Annotated in this window: 19 protein-coding genes; 13 read left to right on the top strand and 6 right to left on the bottom strand. The window is 67.0% G+C overall.

The features are described from left to right. Window positions 1–6: 6 nt before the first annotated feature. Window positions 7–840, bottom strand: a complete 834-nt coding sequence (locus L810_RS03580) for an ABC transporter permease (RefSeq protein ID WP_021157007.1) — start codon at window positions 838–840, stop codon at window positions 7–9. Between the two features lie 6 nt (window positions 841–846). Then, window positions 847–1,761 carry a nodulation factor ABC transporter ATP-binding protein NodI gene (gene nodI / locus L810_RS03585; protein WP_021157008.1) on the bottom strand — a complete coding sequence of 305 codons (915 nt, stop codon included), beginning with the start codon at window positions 1,759–1,761 and terminating at the stop codon, window positions 847–849. A gap of 338 nt (window positions 1,762–2,099) precedes the next feature. On the opposite strand from nodI, the gene L810_RS03590 reads away from it, so the two are divergent. After that, entirely contained in the window at window positions 2,100–2,597 is a 498-nt protein-coding gene (locus tag L810_RS03590) for a universal stress protein (protein WP_021157010.1), read from the top strand. Window positions 2,598–2,706: 109 nt separating this feature from the next. On the opposite strand, the gene L810_RS03595 is transcribed toward L810_RS03590, so the two are convergent. From L810_RS03595 to lexA, 3 genes are read right to left on the bottom strand one after another with little or no spacing between them, the layout of a single operon-like run. Next, on the bottom strand, window positions 2,707–3,420 hold the full coding sequence (locus L810_RS03595) for a DUF2939 domain-containing protein (protein WP_021157011.1): 714 nt from the start codon (window positions 3,418–3,420) through the stop codon (window positions 2,707–2,709). Between the two features lie 29 nt (window positions 3,421–3,449). Next, complete coding sequence (locus tag L810_RS03600) at window positions 3,450–3,785, bottom strand: hypothetical protein (protein ID WP_006476078.1); 336 nt, start codon at window positions 3,783–3,785, stop codon at window positions 3,450–3,452. Between the two features lie 26 nt (window positions 3,786–3,811). Next, window positions 3,812–4,459: a transcriptional repressor LexA gene (gene lexA, locus L810_RS03605; RefSeq protein WP_006754655.1), complete on the bottom strand. Its 648-nt coding sequence runs from the start codon at window positions 4,457–4,459 to the stop codon at window positions 3,812–3,814. A 264-nt stretch (window positions 4,460–4,723) separates the two neighbouring features. Here lexA and L810_RS03610 point away from each other — a divergent pair, with 264 nt between their 5' ends. From L810_RS03610 to L810_RS03630, 5 genes are all read left to right on the top strand, one after another. Next, window positions 4,724–5,761, top strand: coding sequence for a sulfate ABC transporter substrate-binding protein (locus L810_RS03610; RefSeq protein WP_021157012.1), 1,038 nt, complete (start codon window positions 4,724–4,726; stop codon window positions 5,759–5,761). A gap of 122 nt (window positions 5,762–5,883) precedes the next feature. Continuing rightward, complete coding sequence (cysT, locus tag L810_RS03615) at window positions 5,884–6,777, top strand: sulfate ABC transporter permease subunit CysT (protein ID WP_021157013.1); 894 nt, start codon at window positions 5,884–5,886, stop codon at window positions 6,775–6,777. Continuing rightward, window positions 6,774–7,721: a sulfate ABC transporter permease subunit CysW gene (cysW, locus tag L810_RS03620; RefSeq protein ID WP_021157014.1), complete on the top strand. Its 948-nt coding sequence runs from the start codon at window positions 6,774–6,776 to the stop codon at window positions 7,719–7,721. Before cysT ends, cysW begins: the two co-directional genes overlap by 4 nt. Before the next feature lie 13 nt (window positions 7,722–7,734). Next, on the top strand, window positions 7,735–8,793 hold the full coding sequence (locus L810_RS03625) for a sulfate/molybdate ABC transporter ATP-binding protein (RefSeq protein WP_021157015.1): 1,059 nt from the start codon (window positions 7,735–7,737) through the stop codon (window positions 8,791–8,793). 75 nt (window positions 8,794–8,868) lie between these two features. Beyond that, on the top strand, window positions 8,869–9,795 hold the full coding sequence (locus tag L810_RS03630; RefSeq protein ID WP_006484201.1) for a CysB family HTH-type transcriptional regulator: 927 nt from the start codon (window positions 8,869–8,871) through the stop codon (window positions 9,793–9,795). Between the two features lie 29 nt (window positions 9,796–9,824). Here the strand turns inward: L810_RS03630 and L810_RS46865 are convergent, their stop codons facing one another. Beyond that, the gene (locus L810_RS46865) at window positions 9,825–10,256 is read right to left on the bottom strand and encodes a hypothetical protein (protein ID WP_155836110.1); all 432 of its coding nucleotides are present in this window, start codon (window positions 10,254–10,256) and stop codon (window positions 9,825–9,827) included. Between the two features lie 39 nt (window positions 10,257–10,295). Between L810_RS46865 and L810_RS03635 the strand changes: the two genes are divergently transcribed. The 7 genes from L810_RS03635 to L810_RS03665 form a co-directional block, all read left to right on the top strand. Next, window positions 10,296–10,682, top strand: a complete 387-nt coding sequence (locus L810_RS03635) for a DUF805 domain-containing protein (protein WP_021157017.1) — start codon at window positions 10,296–10,298, stop codon at window positions 10,680–10,682. A gap of 276 nt (window positions 10,683–10,958) precedes the next feature. Next, complete coding sequence (locus tag L810_RS03640; RefSeq protein WP_021157018.1) at window positions 10,959–11,909, top strand: sugar ABC transporter substrate-binding protein; 951 nt, start codon at window positions 10,959–10,961, stop codon at window positions 11,907–11,909. A gap of 145 nt (window positions 11,910–12,054) precedes the next feature. Next, a complete protein-coding gene (locus tag L810_RS03645; RefSeq protein ID WP_042973065.1) occupies window positions 12,055–13,668 on the top strand; it encodes a sugar ABC transporter ATP-binding protein in 1,614 nt (537 codons plus the stop codon). Next, entirely contained in the window at window positions 13,665–14,684 is a 1,020-nt protein-coding gene (locus L810_RS03650; RefSeq protein ID WP_027787475.1) for an ABC transporter permease, read from the top strand. The genes L810_RS03645 and L810_RS03650 overlap by 4 nt, the downstream gene beginning before the upstream one ends. 35 nt (window positions 14,685–14,719) lie before the next feature. Beyond that, window positions 14,720–15,751, top strand: coding sequence for a LacI family DNA-binding transcriptional regulator (locus L810_RS03655; RefSeq protein WP_027787474.1), 1,032 nt, complete (start codon window positions 14,720–14,722; stop codon window positions 15,749–15,751). Then, on the top strand, window positions 15,748–16,677 hold the full coding sequence (gene rbsK / locus L810_RS03660) for a ribokinase (RefSeq protein ID WP_021157020.1): 930 nt from the start codon (window positions 15,748–15,750) through the stop codon (window positions 16,675–16,677). Before L810_RS03655 ends, rbsK begins: the two co-directional genes overlap by 4 nt. A 288-nt stretch (window positions 16,678–16,965) precedes the next feature. Further along, window positions 16,966–18,321: methyl-accepting chemotaxis protein (locus L810_RS03665; protein WP_042973068.1), on the top strand; the 1,356-nt coding region annotated here is incomplete at its 3' end.

The raw sequence follows: 18,321 nt of genomic DNA on the forward strand, positions 1-18,321 counted from the left end.
CGGCCGTCAGCGCATCATTCGCCGCCGGAACAGCCAGGCGGACAGCAGGAACCCGCCGACTGCGTAGCCGGCGAGCACCGCGACATGCAGCGCGACGTCGGTCGCCGGCCGGCCGAGCATCGCGGGCCGGATCAGCTCGACGGCGTTTGCGAGCGGCAGTGCCTGCGCCGCGTGCCGCGCGATCGGCGGCAGCTGCGTGGTCGGGAAGAACACGCCCGACAGCAGCAGCATCGGCGTCAGCACGAGCGTCTGATAAAACATGAAGAAATCGTAGGACGGTGCGAGCGCCGTGACGATCATCGCGATGCTTGCGAACGCGAGGCCCGCGAGCGCGATCACGGGCAGCGCCGCGAGCATCGACGGAAACTGCGCATAACCGAGCGCCCCCGCGACGAGCATGATCGCGGCCCCCGACAGCATCGCCTTGCTGGCCCCCCAGACGATCTCGCCGAGCACGATGTCGCCGAGCGCAAGCGGTGTATGCATGATCGCTTCCCACGTGCGCTGCACGTGCATCCGCGAGAAACCCGAATACATCGACTCGAAGCTCGCGGACATCATCACGCTCGAGCCGACCGTACCGGCCGCGAGGAACGCGATATACGACACGCCGTCGACATGGCCGAGCATCAGGCCGAGCCCGAACCCCAGACCGAACAGATAGATCATCGGATCGGCAAGATTGCCGAACATCGACGCGAGCGCGAGCTTGCGCCAGACGAGATAGTTGCGCCGCCAGACGGCGATCCAGTTGGTTGCGTTCGCGGGCATCGCGATCGCGAAGCGGGACACGCGTGGCGGTGCCGACGGGGCGGTGGCGGAATAGTTGCGCACGTCCATGTTCGATCAGTCCTGCATTTCGCGGCCCGTGAGCCGCAGGAACACATCTTCCAGATTGGCCGGGCGATGCAGATAGCGCAACCCCGTGCGACCCTTGAGTCGCGCACTGAGCGGTTCCGGGTCGCTCACGTAGCAGAACAGCGTCTCGCCGCTGATCTCGGTGTGCTTCGCGAACGCCGCCAGCTCGTCGCGCAGCGTGGCCGGATCGGGCCCGTAGATCTCGATCACGTCGCAGCCGATCTCCGATTCGATCAGCGCGTGCGGCGCACCTTCGGCGATCTTGCGGCCTTCCTCGATCACGCACAGCCGGTCGCACAGGCGCTCGGCTTCTTCCATGAAGTGCGTGGTGATCAGGATCGTCTTGCCTCGAGCGAGCAGCGAGCGCAGGCGTTCCCACATGAGGTGGCGCGCCTGCGGGTCGAGGCCCGTCGTCGGCTCGTCGAGCACCAGCACATCGGGATCGTTGACGAGCGCACGGGCGAGCGTGAGTCGGCGCTTCATGCCGCCCGACAGCTCGCCGACCTTCGCATCGGCCTTGTTCTCGAGCTTCGCGAATTCGAGCAGGGGTTTCACGAGCGCGTGCGCGGCCTGCGCCGACATGCCGAAATAGCGGCTGAAGACGAGCAGGTTCTCGCGGACGGTGAAGTCGGGGTCGAGATTGTCGAACTGCGGGACGACCCCGACACGCTGGCGCGCATGTCGAGCACGCGATGGAACCGGTTCGCCGCAGAGCGAAATGGTGCCTGCATCGGGGTGCGTGAGGCCGAGCAGCATTTTCAGCGTGGTGGTCTTGCCTGCGCCGTTGGGGCCGAGCAGGCCGTAGCATTCGCCGGCCTGCACGGTGAACGACAGGCCGTTGACGACAAGCTTGTCGCCATAGCGCTTTTCGACGTTCCGGAAATCGATCGGTGCAACGAGCATGGGTAGGTTGTCGTTGTATGCGGGCGCGGCAGCGTTTCGCTGCCGGATGCGTGGCCGGTTGGCGAACCGATCGGACGATGGCCTTGTCACACGGGCATGACCGACGCGCACGACGCCGGCGCCTGGTGGCCCGCTGGAGTACGAACGGGCCATTCTAGTGCATCGGCTGCGTCTCTTCAGGGCATGCCTGTGCGGTGCGATGCATGCGCGCACCGATCGTGCACCGCATCATCGCGCACGCGCCGCGCGGAGCGAATCAGCGTTTTCCATCCCTTGCGTCCTGAATTGCGGCGCACCATGATGAATGCGTAGGCTCGTTGTTGCGATAGGGAGGTTTCATGGCTAGCTACAACAAGATTCTGCTGTGTTACGACGGCACGCTCGAAGGGCGCAAGGCACTGCGCTGCGGCGCCAATCTCGCGATGGACCTGAAGGCCGAGACGCATTTGCTGTCGGTCGTCGACATGCGCTCGAGCATTGCACAGAGCGCGGGTTTGCTGACCGACGTCGCGTGCGGCCGGTTCGAGGAAACCGCGCGTGAAATCCTGCAGGAAGGGGTGAACTGGCTGCGCGAGCGCGGCGTGCAGGCCGAAGGCCATTTCGCATTCGGCTATCCGATCGACGAAATCGCGAATCTCGCGACGGAACTGAACGCCGATCTCGTCGTCGTCGGCCACCGGTGCCGCAGCGGGCTGTCGAGATGGTGGATGGGCTCGGGCAACACGCAACTGCTCGATCGCGTGAACTGCAGCATTCTGGTTGCGTGTTCGTCGGCGCAAGAGCAGAAGGCCGAAATCGCACGCGAGCGTGAAGCGGCCACGGCGAACGGCAAATGATCCAATGATTCGATGACTGCGTGGCTGGCGAACCGAGCCGGTCAGGCAGTCACGCCGCCTCAGTGGCTCGGGCGACGACCCCGAGCCAGTCAAGTCCTGTCGAGCCCTGTCAAGCGTGCAGGTCGATGGCGGACAACTTCCACGAGAACAGGCCGAAGCGGTGGAATATCGCCGCATAGCGCGTGCCGTCGGCACTGCGCTGGTAGGTCACGACGAATTCATCGATATTCCGGTAGCCGGCGCTGGTTTGCTGCTGATGCGGCGAATGCGTTGTATCGACCGGGCTGGCCGGCGCGGCAGCAGCAGGGGGCGACGATGATGCGGCCGCCGCGTTGCTGCCCGGAGCGGCTGCGCTTGCCGAAGCCTGATTGGGTGCCGATGCGGCCGGTGTGTTGCCCGGTGCATCGCTGCCTGGTGGCAGATTCGACAAGCCAGGTGGACGCTCCCCCGGATTCCCACGCGGCGGCAATCCGCTCATCAGCGCGGCCACGCCCTCCGGGGTCGCGTATGCATCGACCAGCGGGCCGATCAATGCCGACCCGATCAGTGCACCGAGCACCGCGAACGGATTGCTCTTCTTCACCGCGTCGATCCGGCGCATCAGCTCTTCCGTGACCTGCTGCTTCAGGCTGATGCGCAGCGACGGAAAATCGACATATTCACTGATGGCCTGCGCATCGCGCGCATCGATCGCCGTTTTCAGACGGCCGAGCGCGACGTACGGCGATGCGTAGGCATAGCCGATCGCCGCAATGGCGGCGATGGCCAGCACGATGATCAGCAGGGGTTTGAGCCGCCATGCGCGGCCCGAAGATCCGGTCACGTTGCCTCCGGTGCGGGGATGTTCCGCAATCAGAGACCGCCTGGCGTGGCCGATCGTTCCTCTGCAATGCAGCGATCGATCATCCGGCACACGGCATCGATCGTGCCGACCATGATCAGGCGCGAGCGACCGTGATAGACGCGCACCGGCGCGCGGCGCGCGGGTTCCGCGTGATTCAGGCCGGCGTTCAGCGATACCCGCGCGAAAGCGGGGAGCGCCGACGGCAGCAGGGACGCCTGCCGTTCGACTGCGACTTCTTCTTGCACTGGCGCCGCCGCGGACAGCGGTGCGCAGGGCGTGCGGCCGCGCAGGTGGCGCAGGCGACCGAATTGACGGAAAGGCAGCAGGCGGGCAAGGCGTTCCATGATGTTCTCCTCAGCGAGACGGAATGTCAGAGTTCGCCCGAGCGGATCAGCCCGACGGCGATGCCTTCCAGCGCGAATTCCGCGCTGCCGGCCTTGACGAAGATGTTTTCGTAATCCGGGTTCTCCGCGATCAGCTCGAGACCGCCCGGCCGGCGCATCAGGCGCTTGACCGTGACGTCGTCGCCGAGACGCGCGACGATGATCTGGCCGTCCTTCGCTTCCGTGCGCTTCTGCACGGCGAGCAGGTCGCCATCGAGGATGCCGGCGTCGCGCATCGACAGGCCGCGCACTTTCAGCAGGTAGTCGGGCTTGCTGGTGAACAGCGCGGGATCGCACGCGTAATGCTGCGAGATGTGCTCCTGCGCGAGGATCGGGCTACCGGCTGCCACACGGCCGACGAGCGGCAGCGACAGCTGCATCAGGCCGGCGTGCGGGAGCGTGAACTGGTGCGGGGCATCGTCGATGCCGAGCAGGCGGATGCCGCGCGACGCGCCGGCGGCCAGCTCGATCACACCCTTGCGCGCCAGCGCGCGCAGGTGCTCTTCGGCCGCATTCGGCGAGCTGAAGCCCAGTTCGGCCGCGATCTCGGCACGGGTAGGCGGGAATCCGGAGCGCTCGATCGCGCGACGGATCAAGTCGAACACTTGCTGCTGACGGGCGGTGAGTTTGGTCATGGCTCAACTGTATGGATAGACAGTGAGCTGTATTTTTATACAGTAGTTCGCGAATTTCAAGTGTTACGTGAGGTTCGACGCGATCACGCCGGTTCCGGCGTGATTTTGCGACGCCCGGACGCCGGTTTATCTGCCACAACCGTCCATCCCGTCTGCGTTAGCACTTTTGAGTATTAAAAAATAAGGAACGATTATTTTTAATCATGTAACCCGTTCGCTAGACTGGCCCGACATCGCAATACCGACAACACTGGAGAACCAAGGATGGGCAAGCGCAATACGGGGCTGGTGGGCGGAGTGGGCCGCCTGATCGCAACACTCGCGCTGGGCGCGGCGGCGGCGCTGGGCGTCGCGACGCACGCGCAGGCCGATACGACCTTCCTGAACGTGTCGTACGACCCGACGCGCGAGCTGTATCAGGACTTCAACCAGGCGTTCGGCAAGGAGTGGAAGGCGAAGACGGGCGAGACCGTCAACTTCAAGCAGTCGCACGGCGGTTCGGGCGCGCAGGCGCGCTCGGTGCTCGACGGCCTGCAGGCCGACGTCGTCACGCTGGCGCTGGCGTACGACATCGACGCGCTCGCGAACAAGGGCCTCGTCAACAAGGATTGGCAGAAGCGCCTGCCCGACAATGCGTCGCCGTATACGTCGACGATCGTGTTCTTGGTGCGCAAGGGCAACCCGAAGGGGATCAAGGACTGGGACGACCTGACCAAGCCGGGCATCTCGATCGTCACGCCGAACCCGAAGACGTCGGGCGGCGCACGCTGGAACTACCTGGCCGCATGGGCGTACGCGCAGCACAAGCCGGGCGGTAACGAGCAGACGGCGAAGGACTTCGTCACGAAGCTCTACAAGAATGCCGGCGTGCTCGATTCCGGCGCGCGCGGCGCGACCACGAGCTTCGTGCAGCGCGGGATCGGCGACGTGCTGATCGCATGGGAAAACGAGGCGTTCCTGTCGGTCAAGGAATTCGGCACCGACAAGTTCGAGATCGTCGTGCCGTCGGTGAGCATCCTGGCCGAGCCGCCCGTCGCGGTGGTGGACAAGGTGGTCGACAAGAAGGGCACGCGCAAGCTGGCCGAGGCGTACCTGAACTTCCTGTACAGCCCGCAGGGCCAGGAGATCGCGGCACGCAACTACTACCGGCCGCGTTCGAAGAACGTGCCGGCGGAGCTGACCAAGCAGTTCCCGAAGCTGAAGCTGTACACGGTCGACGATACCTTCGGCGGCTGGACGAATGCGCAGAAGACGCATTTCGCGGACGGCGGCGTGTTCGATTCGATCTACAAGCCGCAATAACACCATAACGACAGCGGCGCGCCACGACAGCGCGCCGCACCCTCGACGGGCCGCCGGCGCAAAGCATCGCGCCGGCGTTTGCGTCGGACCCATGAGCAGCATCGACCCAGCAAGAGCATCCGATGACGACGTACACCTTTCGCAAGCCGAGCGCGCTGCCCGGTTTCGGCGTGACGCTAGGCATCACGGTGGCCTATTTGAGCCTCGTGGTGCTGATACCGCTCGCCGCCACGTTCCTGAAGACCGCGACGCTGTCGTGGGACCAGTTCGTCACCGCCGTCGCGTCGCCGCGCGTGCTCGCGTCGTACCGGCTGACGTTCACGTCCGCACTCGGCGGCGCGCTGATCAACGCCGTGTTCGGCTTCCTCGTCGCGTGGGTGCTCGTGCGCTACACGTTCCCGTTCAAGCGCCTCGTCGATGCGATCGTCGACCTGCCGTTCGCGCTGCCGACGTCGGTTGCCGGCATCTCGCTCGCGGCCGTCTACGCGACCAACGGCTGGGTCGGCCAGTATCTCGCGCCGCTCGGCATCAAGATCGCGTTCACGCCGGCCGGCGTGCTGGTCGCGCTGACCTTCATCGGGCTGCCGTTCGTCGTGCGCACCGTGCAGCCGGTGCTCGAGGATTTCGAGCGCGAGCAGGAAGAGGCGGCCGCGTGCCTGGGCGCGTCGCGCTGGCTGACGTTCCGCCGCGTCGTGCTGCCGGCCGTGCTGCCGGCGCTCCTCACCGGGTTCGCGCTCGCGTTCGCGCGTGCGCTCGGCGAATACGGCTCGGTGATCTTCATCGCCGGCAACGTGCCGATGAAATCCGAGATCACGTCGCTGCTCATCATCACGAAGCTCGAGCAGTACGACTACGCGGGCGCGACCGCGCTGGCGGTCGTGATGCTGGTCGTGTCGTTCCTGATGCTGCTGCTGATCAACACGCTGCAGTGGTATCTGCAGCGCCGCACGAGCAAGGGCGCGAGCGGTCCCGCGCCTGCTGCCGTCACCGCCGCCGCAGCAGGAGGCCAGCAATGAGCCAGGAGGCCACCGTCGTGCTGAAAACCCCGTCTTCGGCCGCGCAAGGGCGCGCCGCGAAGCGGCTCGACCCCGTCAGCGAGTCGCGCGTCGTGCGCTGGCTGCTCACGGGCATCGCGCTGGCGTTCCTTGCGTTCTTCCTCGTCGTGCCGCTCGCCGCGGTGTTCGTCGAGGCGCTGAGAAAAGGCATCGGCTTCTATCTCGAATCGCTGGCCGATCCCGATGCGTGGTCGGCGATCAAGCTGACGCTGACCGTCGCCGTGATCGCCGTACCGCTGAACCTCGTGTTCGGCGTGTGCGCGTCGTGGGCGATCGCGAAATTCGAATTCCGCGGCAAGGCGCTGCTGACGACGCTGATCGACCTGCCGTTCTCGGTGTCGCCGGTGATCTCGGGTCTCGTGTACGTGCTGCTGTTCGGTGCGCAGGGCTGGCTCGGGCCGTGGCTGCAGGCGCACGACGTGCAGATCATCTTCGCGGTGCCGGGCATCGTGCTCGCGACGATCTTCGTCACGTTCCCGTTTGTCGCGCGCGAGCTGATTCCGCTGATGCAGGCACAAGGCACCGACGAGGAAGAAGCCGCGCGCGTGCTCGGCGCGTCGGGCTGGCAGATCTTCCGCCGCGTGACGCTGCCGAACGTGAAGTGGGGGCTGCTGTACGGCGTGATCCTGTGCAACGCGCGTGCGATGGGCGAGTTCGGCGCGGTGTCGGTCGTGTCGGGCCACATCCGCGGCGTGACCGACACGATGCCGCTGCACGTCGAGATCCTGTACAACGAATACAACTTCGCGGCAGCGTTCGCGGTGGCGTCGGTGCTCGCGCTGCTCGCGCTCGTCACGCTCGCGCTGAAACTGATCGCCGAGCGTCATCTCGCCGCCGAACTGGCCGGCGCGAGCGACACCGTTCCCGCACACGCCGGCCCCGCCGCCGTTTCGTCGAAATCGTAAAGAGGCAACCAGAATGGGTATCACCGTCCGTAACCTTCAGAAGCGCTTCGGCGATTTCACGGCGCTCGACAACGTGTCGCTCGACTTCCCGCCCGGCGAACTGGTCGCGCTGCTCGGGCCGTCCGGCTGCGGCAAGACCACGCTGCTGCGCGTGATCGCGGGCCTCGAGCACGCGGATGCCGGCCAGGTCGTGCTGCAGGGGCTCGACGTCGCGTCGGTCGGCGCGCGCGATCGGCAGGTCGGGTTCGTGTTCCAGCACTACGCGCTGTTCCGCCACATGACCGTGTTCGAGAACGTCGCGTTCGGGCTGCGCGTGAAGCCGCGCCGCGAGCGGCCGTCGGAAAGCGTGATCCGCGACAAGGTGCACGAGCTGCTGAAGCTCGTGCAGCTCGACTGGCTCGCGCAGCGTTATCCGTCGGAGCTGTCGGGCGGCCAGCGCCAGCGCATCGCGCTCGCCCGCGCGCTCGCGGTCGAGCCGAAGGTGCTGCTGCTCGACGAGCCGTTCGGCGCGCTCGACGCGAAGGTCCGCAAGGAACTGCGCGGCTGGCTGCGCCGCCTGCACGACGACCTGCACATCTCGACGATCTTCGTCACGCACGACCAGGAGGAGGCGCTGGAAGTCGCGGACCGCATCGTCGTGCTGAACCGCGGCCACGTCGAGCAGGTCGGCAGCCCGCAGGACGTCTACGATCATCCGCAGAGCGCGTTCGTCTACGAGTTCCTCGGCGCGGCCAACCGGCTGCCGGGCACGGTCGCCGGGCGCGGCTTCGTGGCCGAGGGCGCGGCTGCGCCGATCGAGGTCGATGCCGATTTCGCGGGCCCTGCGAACGCGTACGTGCGGCCGCACGACCTGCAGCTCTGGCCGGCCGGCGAAGGGCATCGCGACGGCATCGCGGTGGACGTGCGCCGCGTGATTCCGCTCGGCGGTTCCGTGCGCGTGGAGCTCGAGGCGCGCGCAGGCGGCGCGCTCGAGGCGGAACTCGATCGCGACGCATGGCGTGCGCTGTCGCTGCAGGTCGGCGACGGTGCAACGGCCGTGCCGCGCGCGGTGCGTGTGTTTCCCGCGCGTTGACGCCAGAATGCAGGGCAGGGGGCGGAGCGCGCTCCGATCAGACAATCAAACAACGACAGCCTAAGAGGCATACCCATGAATTTTCAGCAATTGCGGTTCGTGCGCGAAGCGGTGCGCCAGAACATGAACCTGACGGAAGTCGCGAACGTGCTGTACACGTCGCAGTCCGGCGTGTCGAAGCAGATCAAGGATCTCGAGGATGAGCTGGGTGTCGATATCTTCATCCGGCGCGGCAAGCGGCTGACGGGGCTCACGGAGCCCGGCAAGGCCGTGCACCAGCTGATCGAGCGGATGCTGCTCGATGCCGAGAACCTGCGCCGCGTCGCGCGCCAGTTCGCCGACCAGGACAGCGGCCACCTCGTCGTCGCGACGACGCACACGCAGGCGCGCTACGCGCTGCCGAAGGTGATCCGGCAGTTTACCGACGTGTTCCCGAAGGTGCATCTCGCGCTGCGCCAGGGCAGCCCTCAGCAGATCGCGCAGATGATCCTGAACGGCGAGGCCGATCTCGGCATCTCGACCGAAGCGCTCGACCGCTATCCGGACATCGTCACGTTCCCGTGCTATTCGTGGCACCACACGGTCGTCGTGCCGAAGGGCCATCCGCTCGTCGGTCGCGAGAACCTGACGCTCGAGGAAATCGCCGAGTACCCGATCATCACGTACGACCAGGACTTCACGGGTCGCTCGCACATCGACCAGGCCTTCACGCAGGCGGGTGCCGTGCCCGACGTCGTGCTGACCGCGATCGACGCCGACGTGATCAAGACCTATGTCGAGCTCGGGATGGGGATCGGCGTCGTCGCGGCGATGGCCTACGATCCGCAGCGCGACACGGGGCTCGTCGCGCTCGATACGCAGCACCTGTTCGAGGCGAGCACGACACGGGTCGGCCTGCGCAAGGGCGCATTCCTGCGTGCGTATGCGTACCGGCTGATCGAGATGTTCGCGCCGCACCTGAACGAAGCCGAAATCGCGGGGCTGTTGCGCGAAGCCGTTTGAAGCCAGCACGTCGTGCACCGTCCGCGCGATCACCGCGGATGGCGCGACGTCCCCTCATGCACCAGGCGGCGCAGTCGATCTGCCGCCTGCCTGGTTGTTCGACCCAGACTCTCCGAATCACCGGCCGCAATCGCGGTTTCCTGCCGATTCATCCCCGCACTCGGCGCGCGACATGCGCTCGCCTGCCAGAGAGAAATCAAGACGGCACGTTCGAGCGCCTCGCATCGGGCCTTGCCATCCTGCATACCGGCCGCCCCATTTCTCCTTGCATGTGATTCAATGCGCGTGAATGCCGGCTGACGGGTGTTGACGCGACTCTCCGGCACCATCCCGATCGGCCGGCCCGCTTCACCGACACCCTGCGCGACGCCGGAACGAAGCGCGGGGGATATGGCCGGCAGCCCGTTCGCATTCGCCACACAACGCACGCGGATTGCCCGTTCAGGCACATTCGGCGACATGGCGCACAGCACGCAACACGCGTGACGAAGAGGTAAACAATGAACCTGAAATGGTTTCTCTTTTCCTTCGAAGGCCGGATCGGACGCCTGCCGTGGTGGATCTACGCACTGGTTTCCGCGTTGCTCAGCGTGTTTTTCGATGCGGATTCGCACCGCTCGCCGGATGACGATCTGCCGCTGCTGGCGATGCTGGTGCTCGTCGTGGTCGCCGTCGTCGCGGCGTGGTCGTCGATCGCGGTCGGTGTGAAGCGGCTGCACGACATCGACAAGTCGGGATGGTGGATGCTGTTGCTGTTCGTGCCGATCGTCGGCGCGCTCGCGTTGTTCGTGATGAACGGCTTCATCGCCGGCACGCCGCACGCGAACCGATTCGGCGAGCCGCCGTCAGCCGATGAAGACGAGCCGGCGCCGCGGGATCCGGCGTGACACGCGCTCCGAATAAACCCTAAATATTGATCAGACAGGTTGCGCGCCGGCGCGAATCGGTACAGCATAGCCTTCACTCCGCCGGCTTCCCGCCGGCGGAGGCGCGTAAACAACAGCACGCGTCAGGCAGTCGGCCGTCTGCCTCGTTTCCATTTCGTGGTACCAACAGCAGCATCGATGGCCATTGCCCGGGTAGTGTGGCGCAAACGTTTGCTTACATTAAAACAACAGTCAAACAATAGTCCGGCCCCTGGGGCCGGTCGCCAGGAGATGTGTATGAATGTCCTCTTTCGCCGTCGTTTCCTGACCGCCGCGCTCGCCGCCGTCGCGGTTGCCGCCGCACCGGCCGTCCATGCGCAATCATCGGCCAAGCCGAAGGTCGCGCTCGTGATGAAGTCGCTCGCCAACGAGTTCTTCCTGACGATGGAAACGGGCGCGAAGGAATACCAGAAGCACAACGCGAACCAGTTCGACCTGATCACCAACGGCATCAAGGACGAGACCGACACCGCGAACCAGATCCGCATCGTCGAGCAGATGATCGTGTCGAAGGTCGACGCGATCGTGCTCGCGCCGGCCGATTCGAAGGCGCTCGTGCCGGTCGTGAAGAAGGCGGTCGACGCCGGCATCATCGTCGTGAACATCGACAACCGGCTCGATCCCGACGTGCTGAAATCGAAGAACCTGAACGTACCGTTCGTCGGCCCGGACAACCGCAAGGGCGCGCGCAAGATCGGCGATTACCTCGCGAAGCGGCTGAAGGCGGGCGACCAGGTCGGCATCGTCGAAGGCGTGTCGACGACGACCAATGCGCAGCAGCGCACGGCCGGCTTCCAGGACGCGATGAAGGCGGGCGGGATGAAGGTCGTATCGGTGCAGTCCGGTGAATGGGAGATCGACAAGGGCAATGCGGTCGCGGCCGCGATGCTCAACGAATACCCGAACCTGAAGGCGTTGCTGTGCGGCAACGACAACATGGCGATCGGCGCCGTGTCGGCCGTGCGCGCGGCCGGCAAGCAGGGCAAGGTGTTCGTGGTCGGCTACGACAACATCAATGCGATCAAGCCGATGCTGAAGGACGGCCGCGTGCTCGCGACGGCCGATCAGTACGCGGCGAAGCAGGCCGTGTTCGGCATCGACACGGCGCTCAAGGCGATCTCCGAGCATCGCAAGCAGGCCGACATGTCGGGCGTGGTCGAGACGCCGGTGGATCTCGTGACGAAGTGACGCAACCCCGATACGGCCGCCGCCCTCAAGAATCGGGCGCGGCGGCCGTTATCAGGGGTGAGCGCGATCACGGCCACTGCATGCACATGCACTTGTGAGCGTCATACCCGCGCGCCGCGTGCGCGCGGCCGCAACCAGGATCGCGATGGACCCGACTTCCCAACCCTCCCGCGCAGCCGCTCCCGTGCTGTCCGTATCCGGCATCGGCAAGACCTATGCCGAACCCGTGCTCGCCGAGGTCACGCTGACGCTCGACGCGGGCCATGCGCTTGCGTTGACGGGCGAGAACGGCGCCGGCAAGAGCACGCTGTCGAAGATCATCGGCGGCCTCGTCGAGCCGACCGCCGGCACGATGCAGCTGGGCGGCCAGCCCTATGCGCCGGCGAGCCGGACGCAGGCCGAGGCGCTCGGCGTGCGCATGGTGATGCAGGAGCTGAACCTGCTGCCGACCCTGACGGTCGCCGAAAACCTATTCCTGAACCGCCTGCCGCGGCGCTTCGGGATCATCGATCGCGCGCGGTTGCGCGACGACGCACGGGCCGCGATGGCCCAGGTCGGGCTCGACACGGTCGATCCCGATACGCCGGTGGGCGCGCTCGGCATCGGCCATCAGCAGATGGTCGAGATCGCGCGCAACCTGATCGGCGACTGCCGCGTGCTGATTCTCGACGAACCGACCGCGATGCTGACCGCGCGTGAAGTCGAGCTGCTGTTCGAGCAGATCGACCGGCTGAAGGCACGCGGGGTCGCGATCATCTACATTTCGCACCGGCTCGAGGAGCTCGCGCGTGTCGCCGAGCGGGTCGCGGTGCTGCGCGACGGCCGGCTCGTCCACGCGGGCGACATGGCGGCGACGACGTCCGACGGGCTCGTCACGCTGATGGTCGGGCGCGAGATAGGCGAGCACATCGATCTCGGCGAGCGCCGTATCGGCGCACCGCGGCTCGTCGTGTCGGGCCTCACCCGCGGGACGGCGGTGCGCGACGTGTCGCTCGAGGTGCGCGCGGGCGAGATCTTCGGCATCTCGGGGCTGATTGGCGCGGGACGTACCGAACTGCTGCGGCTGATCTACGGCGCGGATGCGCCGGATGCGGGGACGATCGCGATCGGCCAGCCGCCGAAGCCGGTGCGGATCGGCTCGCCCGTCGAGGCGGTGAAGCACGGCATCGCGCTGATCACCGAGGATCGCAAGGGCGAGGGGTTGCTGCTCACGCAGTCGATCACCGCGAACGTGTCGCTTGGCCAGCTCGACCGGCTGGCGCGCGGCGGCATCGTCGACAGCGCGCGTGAAACGGCGCTCGCCGAGCAGCAGATCGACGCGCTGCGAATCCGCACGCACGGTGCGGCGCAGGCGGTCGGCGAGTTGTCGGGCGGCAACCAGCAGAAGGTCGTGATCGGCCGCTGGCTCGCGCGCGACATGGGCGTGCTGCTGTTCGACGAGCCGACGCGCGGGATCGACGTCGGCGCGAAGTTCGAGATCTACACTTTGATGGGCGCGCTCGCGCGCGAAGGCCGCGCGCTCGTCGTCGTGTCGAGCGACCTGCGTGAGCTGATGCTGATCTGCGACCGGATCGGCGTGATGTCGGCCGGCCGCATGACCGCCGTGTTCGAGCGCGGCAACTGGACCCAGGATGCACTGCTGGCCGCGGCGTTCGCCGGCTTCGGCCGCGAGACGCCGCCGGACGGCGCACGGCATCCGGACGCGGGGCAGGCGCAAGGCGCCGCTCCGGGCACTTCGACGACAGGACGACAGCAATGACCCAGCCTCCCGTATCCCCGACCGACGCAGGCGCGCAGCAGGACGTGACGGGGCGCCGCGCGCGTACGCTGTCCGGCACGCGGCTCGGCCTGTCGAACTATCTCGGGCTCGCCGGCGCGCTTGCCGCGATGATCGTGCTGTTTTCGACGCTGAGCTCGCATTTCCTGACCTACGATACGTTCAGCACGATCGCGAACCAGATTCCCGATCTCGTTGTGATGTCGGTCGGGATGACCTTCGTGCTGATCATCGCCGGGATCGACCTGTCGGTCGGCTCGGTGCTCGCGCTCGCCGCGTCGATGGTCAGCGTCGCCGCGCTGAAATGGCAGTGGGGGCCGCTGCCGGCCGCGCTGATCGGCATCGCGGTCGCGACCGTCACGGGCGCGCTGACGGGCGCGGTCACGGTCGGCTGGCGGATCCCGTCGTTCATCGTGTCGCTCGGCGTGCTGGAGGCCGCACGCGGCCTCGCGTACCAGCTGACGAATTCGCGCACCGCCTATATCGGCGACGCGTTCGATTTCCTGTCGAACCCGATCGCGCTCGGCATCTCGCCGGCGTTCCTGATCGCGGTCGCGGTGATGATCGCGGCCCAGTTCGTGCTGACGCGCACCGTGTTCGGACGCTATCTCGTCGGGATCGGTACGAACGAAGAAGCCGTCCGACTTGCCGGGGTTAACCCGAGGCCGTATAAAATTCTCGTATTCGCGCTGATGGGCGCGCTCGCGGGGCTCGCGTCGCTGTTCCAGATTTCGCGGCTCGAGGCGGCCGACCCGAACGCGGGCGTCGGCCTCGAACTGCAGGTGATCGCGGCCGTCGTGATCGGCGGCACGAGCCTGATGGGCGGGCGCGGCTCGGTGATCAGCACGTTCTTTGGCGTGTTGATCATCTCGGTGCTGGCCGCGGGGCTGGCGCAGATCGGCGCGAACGAGCCGACGAAACGGATCATCACCGGCGCGGTGATCGTGGTGGCGGTCGTGCTCGATACGTATCGCAGCCGGCGCACGCGCGTGCGGTAGAAAGACAGACAGAACAGACCAGAGAGAAACGGGAAATGGCGACGATCAAGGATGTGGCAGCCATGGCGGGCGTGTCGTTTACGACCGTCTCGCACGTGGTGAACAACTCGCGGCCGGTGTCTGCGGATGTGCGTGCGAAGGTCGAGGGCGCGATCCGCGAGCTGAATTACGTGCCGTCGGCCGTGGCACGCTCGCTGAAGGCGCGTGCGACGGCGACCATCGGCCTCGTCGTGCCGAACAGCACGAATCCGTATTTCGCGGAGCTTGCGCGCGGCATCGAGGATCAGTGCGCGGCCAATGGCTATTGCGTGTTCTTCTGCAACTCGGACGACGATCCCGTGAAGCAGCGCAACTACCTGCGCGTGCTGCAGGAAAAGCGCATCGACGGGCTGATCGTCGCGTCGGCGGGCGAGGATGCGGTGCTCGCGCAGACGCTTGCGGACATCCATGCGCCGCTCGTCGTCGTCGATCGCAACATCGAGGGGCTTGCGGCCGACCTCGTGCAGATCGACCACGAGCGCGGCGCGTACCTGGCGACGCGCCACCTGCTCGAGCTCGGGCACGCGAAGATCGGCTGCATCACGGGGCCGACCGACACGGCGGTCAGCGCGATGCGCGTGCACGGTTTCATCCGTGCGATGGCCGAGCGCGGTGTCGACATCGTGCCGGGCGCGATCGCGGAAAGCGACTTCTCGTGCCTCGGCGGTTATCACGCGGCGTCGCGGCTGTTCGAATCGGTGCGGCCGAGCGCGATCTTCGCGGGCAACGACCTGATGGGCGTCGGCGCGCTGCGTGCGGCGGCCGAGCGCGGCATGCGCGTGCCCGACGACTGTTCGATCATCGGATTCGACGACATCGAATTCTCCCGCTACACGTATCCGGCGCTGTCGACGGTCGGCCAGTCGGTGCGCGCGCTCGGCGAAATGGCCGCGCAGACCCTGATCGAGCGCATCGGCGGCGGCTCGTCGGCCGTGCCGAGCCGCCGTCGCGTCGTGTCGCCGCGTCTCGTGCTGCGTGAATCGACGGCGATCTACCGCGAGCCGCCGGCTTCCGGCGGTCGCGCATGACGGCGCCCGCGGCGGGCGCCGGCCGCGTGACGGTGGTCGGCAGCCTCAACATGGATCTCGTCGTGCGCGCGCCGCGCCTGCCGCTGCCCGGCGAAACGCTCGCCGGGCATGCGTTCGCGCAGGCGGCGGGCGGCAAGGGCGGCAACCAGGCCGTCGCTGCCGCGCGGCTCGGCGCGCAGGTCGCGATGATCGGCTGCGTCGGCGCGGATGCGCACGGCGCGGCACTGCGTGCGGGCCTCGAAGCCGAGGGGATCGACTGCGCGGGGCTCGCGACGAGCGCGTCGGCGTCGACCGGCGTCGCGCTGATCGTCGTCGACGATGCGAGCCAGAACGCGATCGTGATCGTCGCAGGCGGCAACGGCGAGGTCACGACCGATACGGTCGCGCGGCACGAGGCCGCGCTGGCGTCGGCCGACGTCGTGATCTGCCAGCTCGAGACGCCGCCGGATGCGGTGTTCGCGGCGCTGTCGGCCGGGCGGCGGCTCGGCCGCACGGTGGTGCTCAATCCGGCCCCGGCCGTCGCGCCGCTGCCGGACGGCTGGCTGCCGCTCGTCGATTACCTGATCCCGAACGAGGTCGAGGCGGCCGCGTTGACCGCGCTGCCGGTGCGCGACCCGGCGGAGGCCGAAGCCGCCGCCCGCGCGCTGCAGGCTGGCGGCGCGCGCAACGTGCTGGTCACGCTGGGCGCACGGGGTGTGCTTGCGCTGACGGCCGACGGCGCCGCGCGGCATTATCCGGCGCCTGCCGTGCAGGCCGTCGACACGACGGCGGCCGGCGATACCTTCATCGGCGGCTTTTCCGCTCGGCTCGCGGCCGGCGCGGACGTCGACACCGCGATTCGCTTCGCGCAACGCGCGGCGGCACTGTCGGTCACGCGGGCGGGCGCGCAACCGTCGATTCCCACGCTTGCCGAACTGGCCGGATAGGTCCGGATAGGGCCGGATCGCGCATCGCGGCCGGTTCGGCGCAAACGACGGCCGGCCGCGTATCCGGGCTGCACGCCGGCAACGGAGCGCCTCTGATCGCCGTGCACGCCAGTGCACGGTGATGTACGTATTTTCGTTCAGCTATTTGTAATAAACAGACGAATAATTCGAAAAAATAGCGGAAACGCCATCAAGTTGTGCGGTGTCTGGTCGTAAATGCATCAGGTGAAGCAATGCTTCGAAGCGACGGGTCCGTCCCGTCCATTACGACGCAACACAGGAAGGATGATGGCGTTCAAAAACCTGACGATTCGTGCGCGCATCGGTTTCACGATGGCGTTTCTGGCGGTGCTCCTCGGTGTGATCGGTGGGCTCGGCGTGTATGGAATGACGCGCGCGAACGGCACGACGCGCGAGATCTTCACGAATCAGATGCCAAGCGCGGTCGATGTCTCGATTGCCGAGATCTACTCGGCGCGCGAACGGCTGGCCCTCGACCGGGCGGCGCTCCTGGCCGGCACGCCCGATGCGGCGGCTGCCATCGAGCGAAGCCGCGGGATGCGCGCGCAGTCGGACGCCTGGTGGCAAAAGTATCTCGCGTTGCCGCGCGGTCCGGAGGAGGATCGCATCGCACAGGACGTCGCCGCGAAGCGGCAGGCGTTGCAGCACGAGTGCGACGCGTTCGCGAGCGTGCTCGGCGCGAATCAGGCCGACCGCATCGGCGACGGCGCCAAGCAGCTCCAGGCGCGCTACACCGATCTCTCGACGGCGAGCGAGGCGTTGCGCAACTTCCAGTTCAGTGACGCGCAAGCCAACTTCGATCATGCGGAATCGGTGTACGAGACGCTGCGTGTGCTGGCCATCGTCGCGCTGGCGGCCGGCTTCGCCGCCGCGGTGGTGTCGTGGCTGACGCTGAGCCGTGCGATCGGCCGCCCGATTGCCGACGCGCTCGCGCATTTCGACGCGATTGCCGCCGGCGACCTGCGCCGGCCGATCGTCGTGGACCGGCGTGACGAGATGGGCCAGCTTCTCGAGGGCCTCGGCAAGATGCAGCGCGGGCTCGTCGATACGGTACGCACCGTGCGCGGCGGCAGCGAGTCGATCGCGACCGCGGCGCGCCAGATTGCGGCCGGCAACATCGACCTGTCGTCGCGTACCGAGGAGCAGGCCGCGGCGCTGCAGGAAACCGCGTCGAGCATGGAGCAGCTGACCGGCACCGTGAAGCAGAACGCAGACAATGCACGCCAGGCGAGTTCGCTGGCCGCGAATGCGTCGGAGATTGCAAACAAGGGCAATACGGTGGTCGGCCAGGTGGTCGGCACGATGGGCGAGATCAACGACAGCTCGGCGAAGATCGCCGACATCATCGCGATCATCGAGGGAATCGCGTTCCAGACCAACATTCTTGCGCTGAATGCAGCAGTGGAAGCCGCGCGGGCCGGCGAGGAAGGCCGCGGTTTCGCGGTCGTCGCGGGCGAGGTGCGCAGCCTGGCCCAGCGTTCGTCGGCCGCGGCCAAGGAGATCAAGGTGCTGATCGACGCGTCGGTGGAGCGCATCCGGTCGGGTTCCACGCTGGTCGACGAGGCAGGGCGCACGATGAGCGACGTGATCGGTGCGGTGCAGCGCGTGACGGACATCATGGGC

This window comes from Burkholderia sp. AU4i (assembly GCF_000466765.1).
GTDB classification, from domain to species: Bacteria; Pseudomonadota; Gammaproteobacteria; order Burkholderiales; family Burkholderiaceae; genus Burkholderia; species Burkholderia cepacia.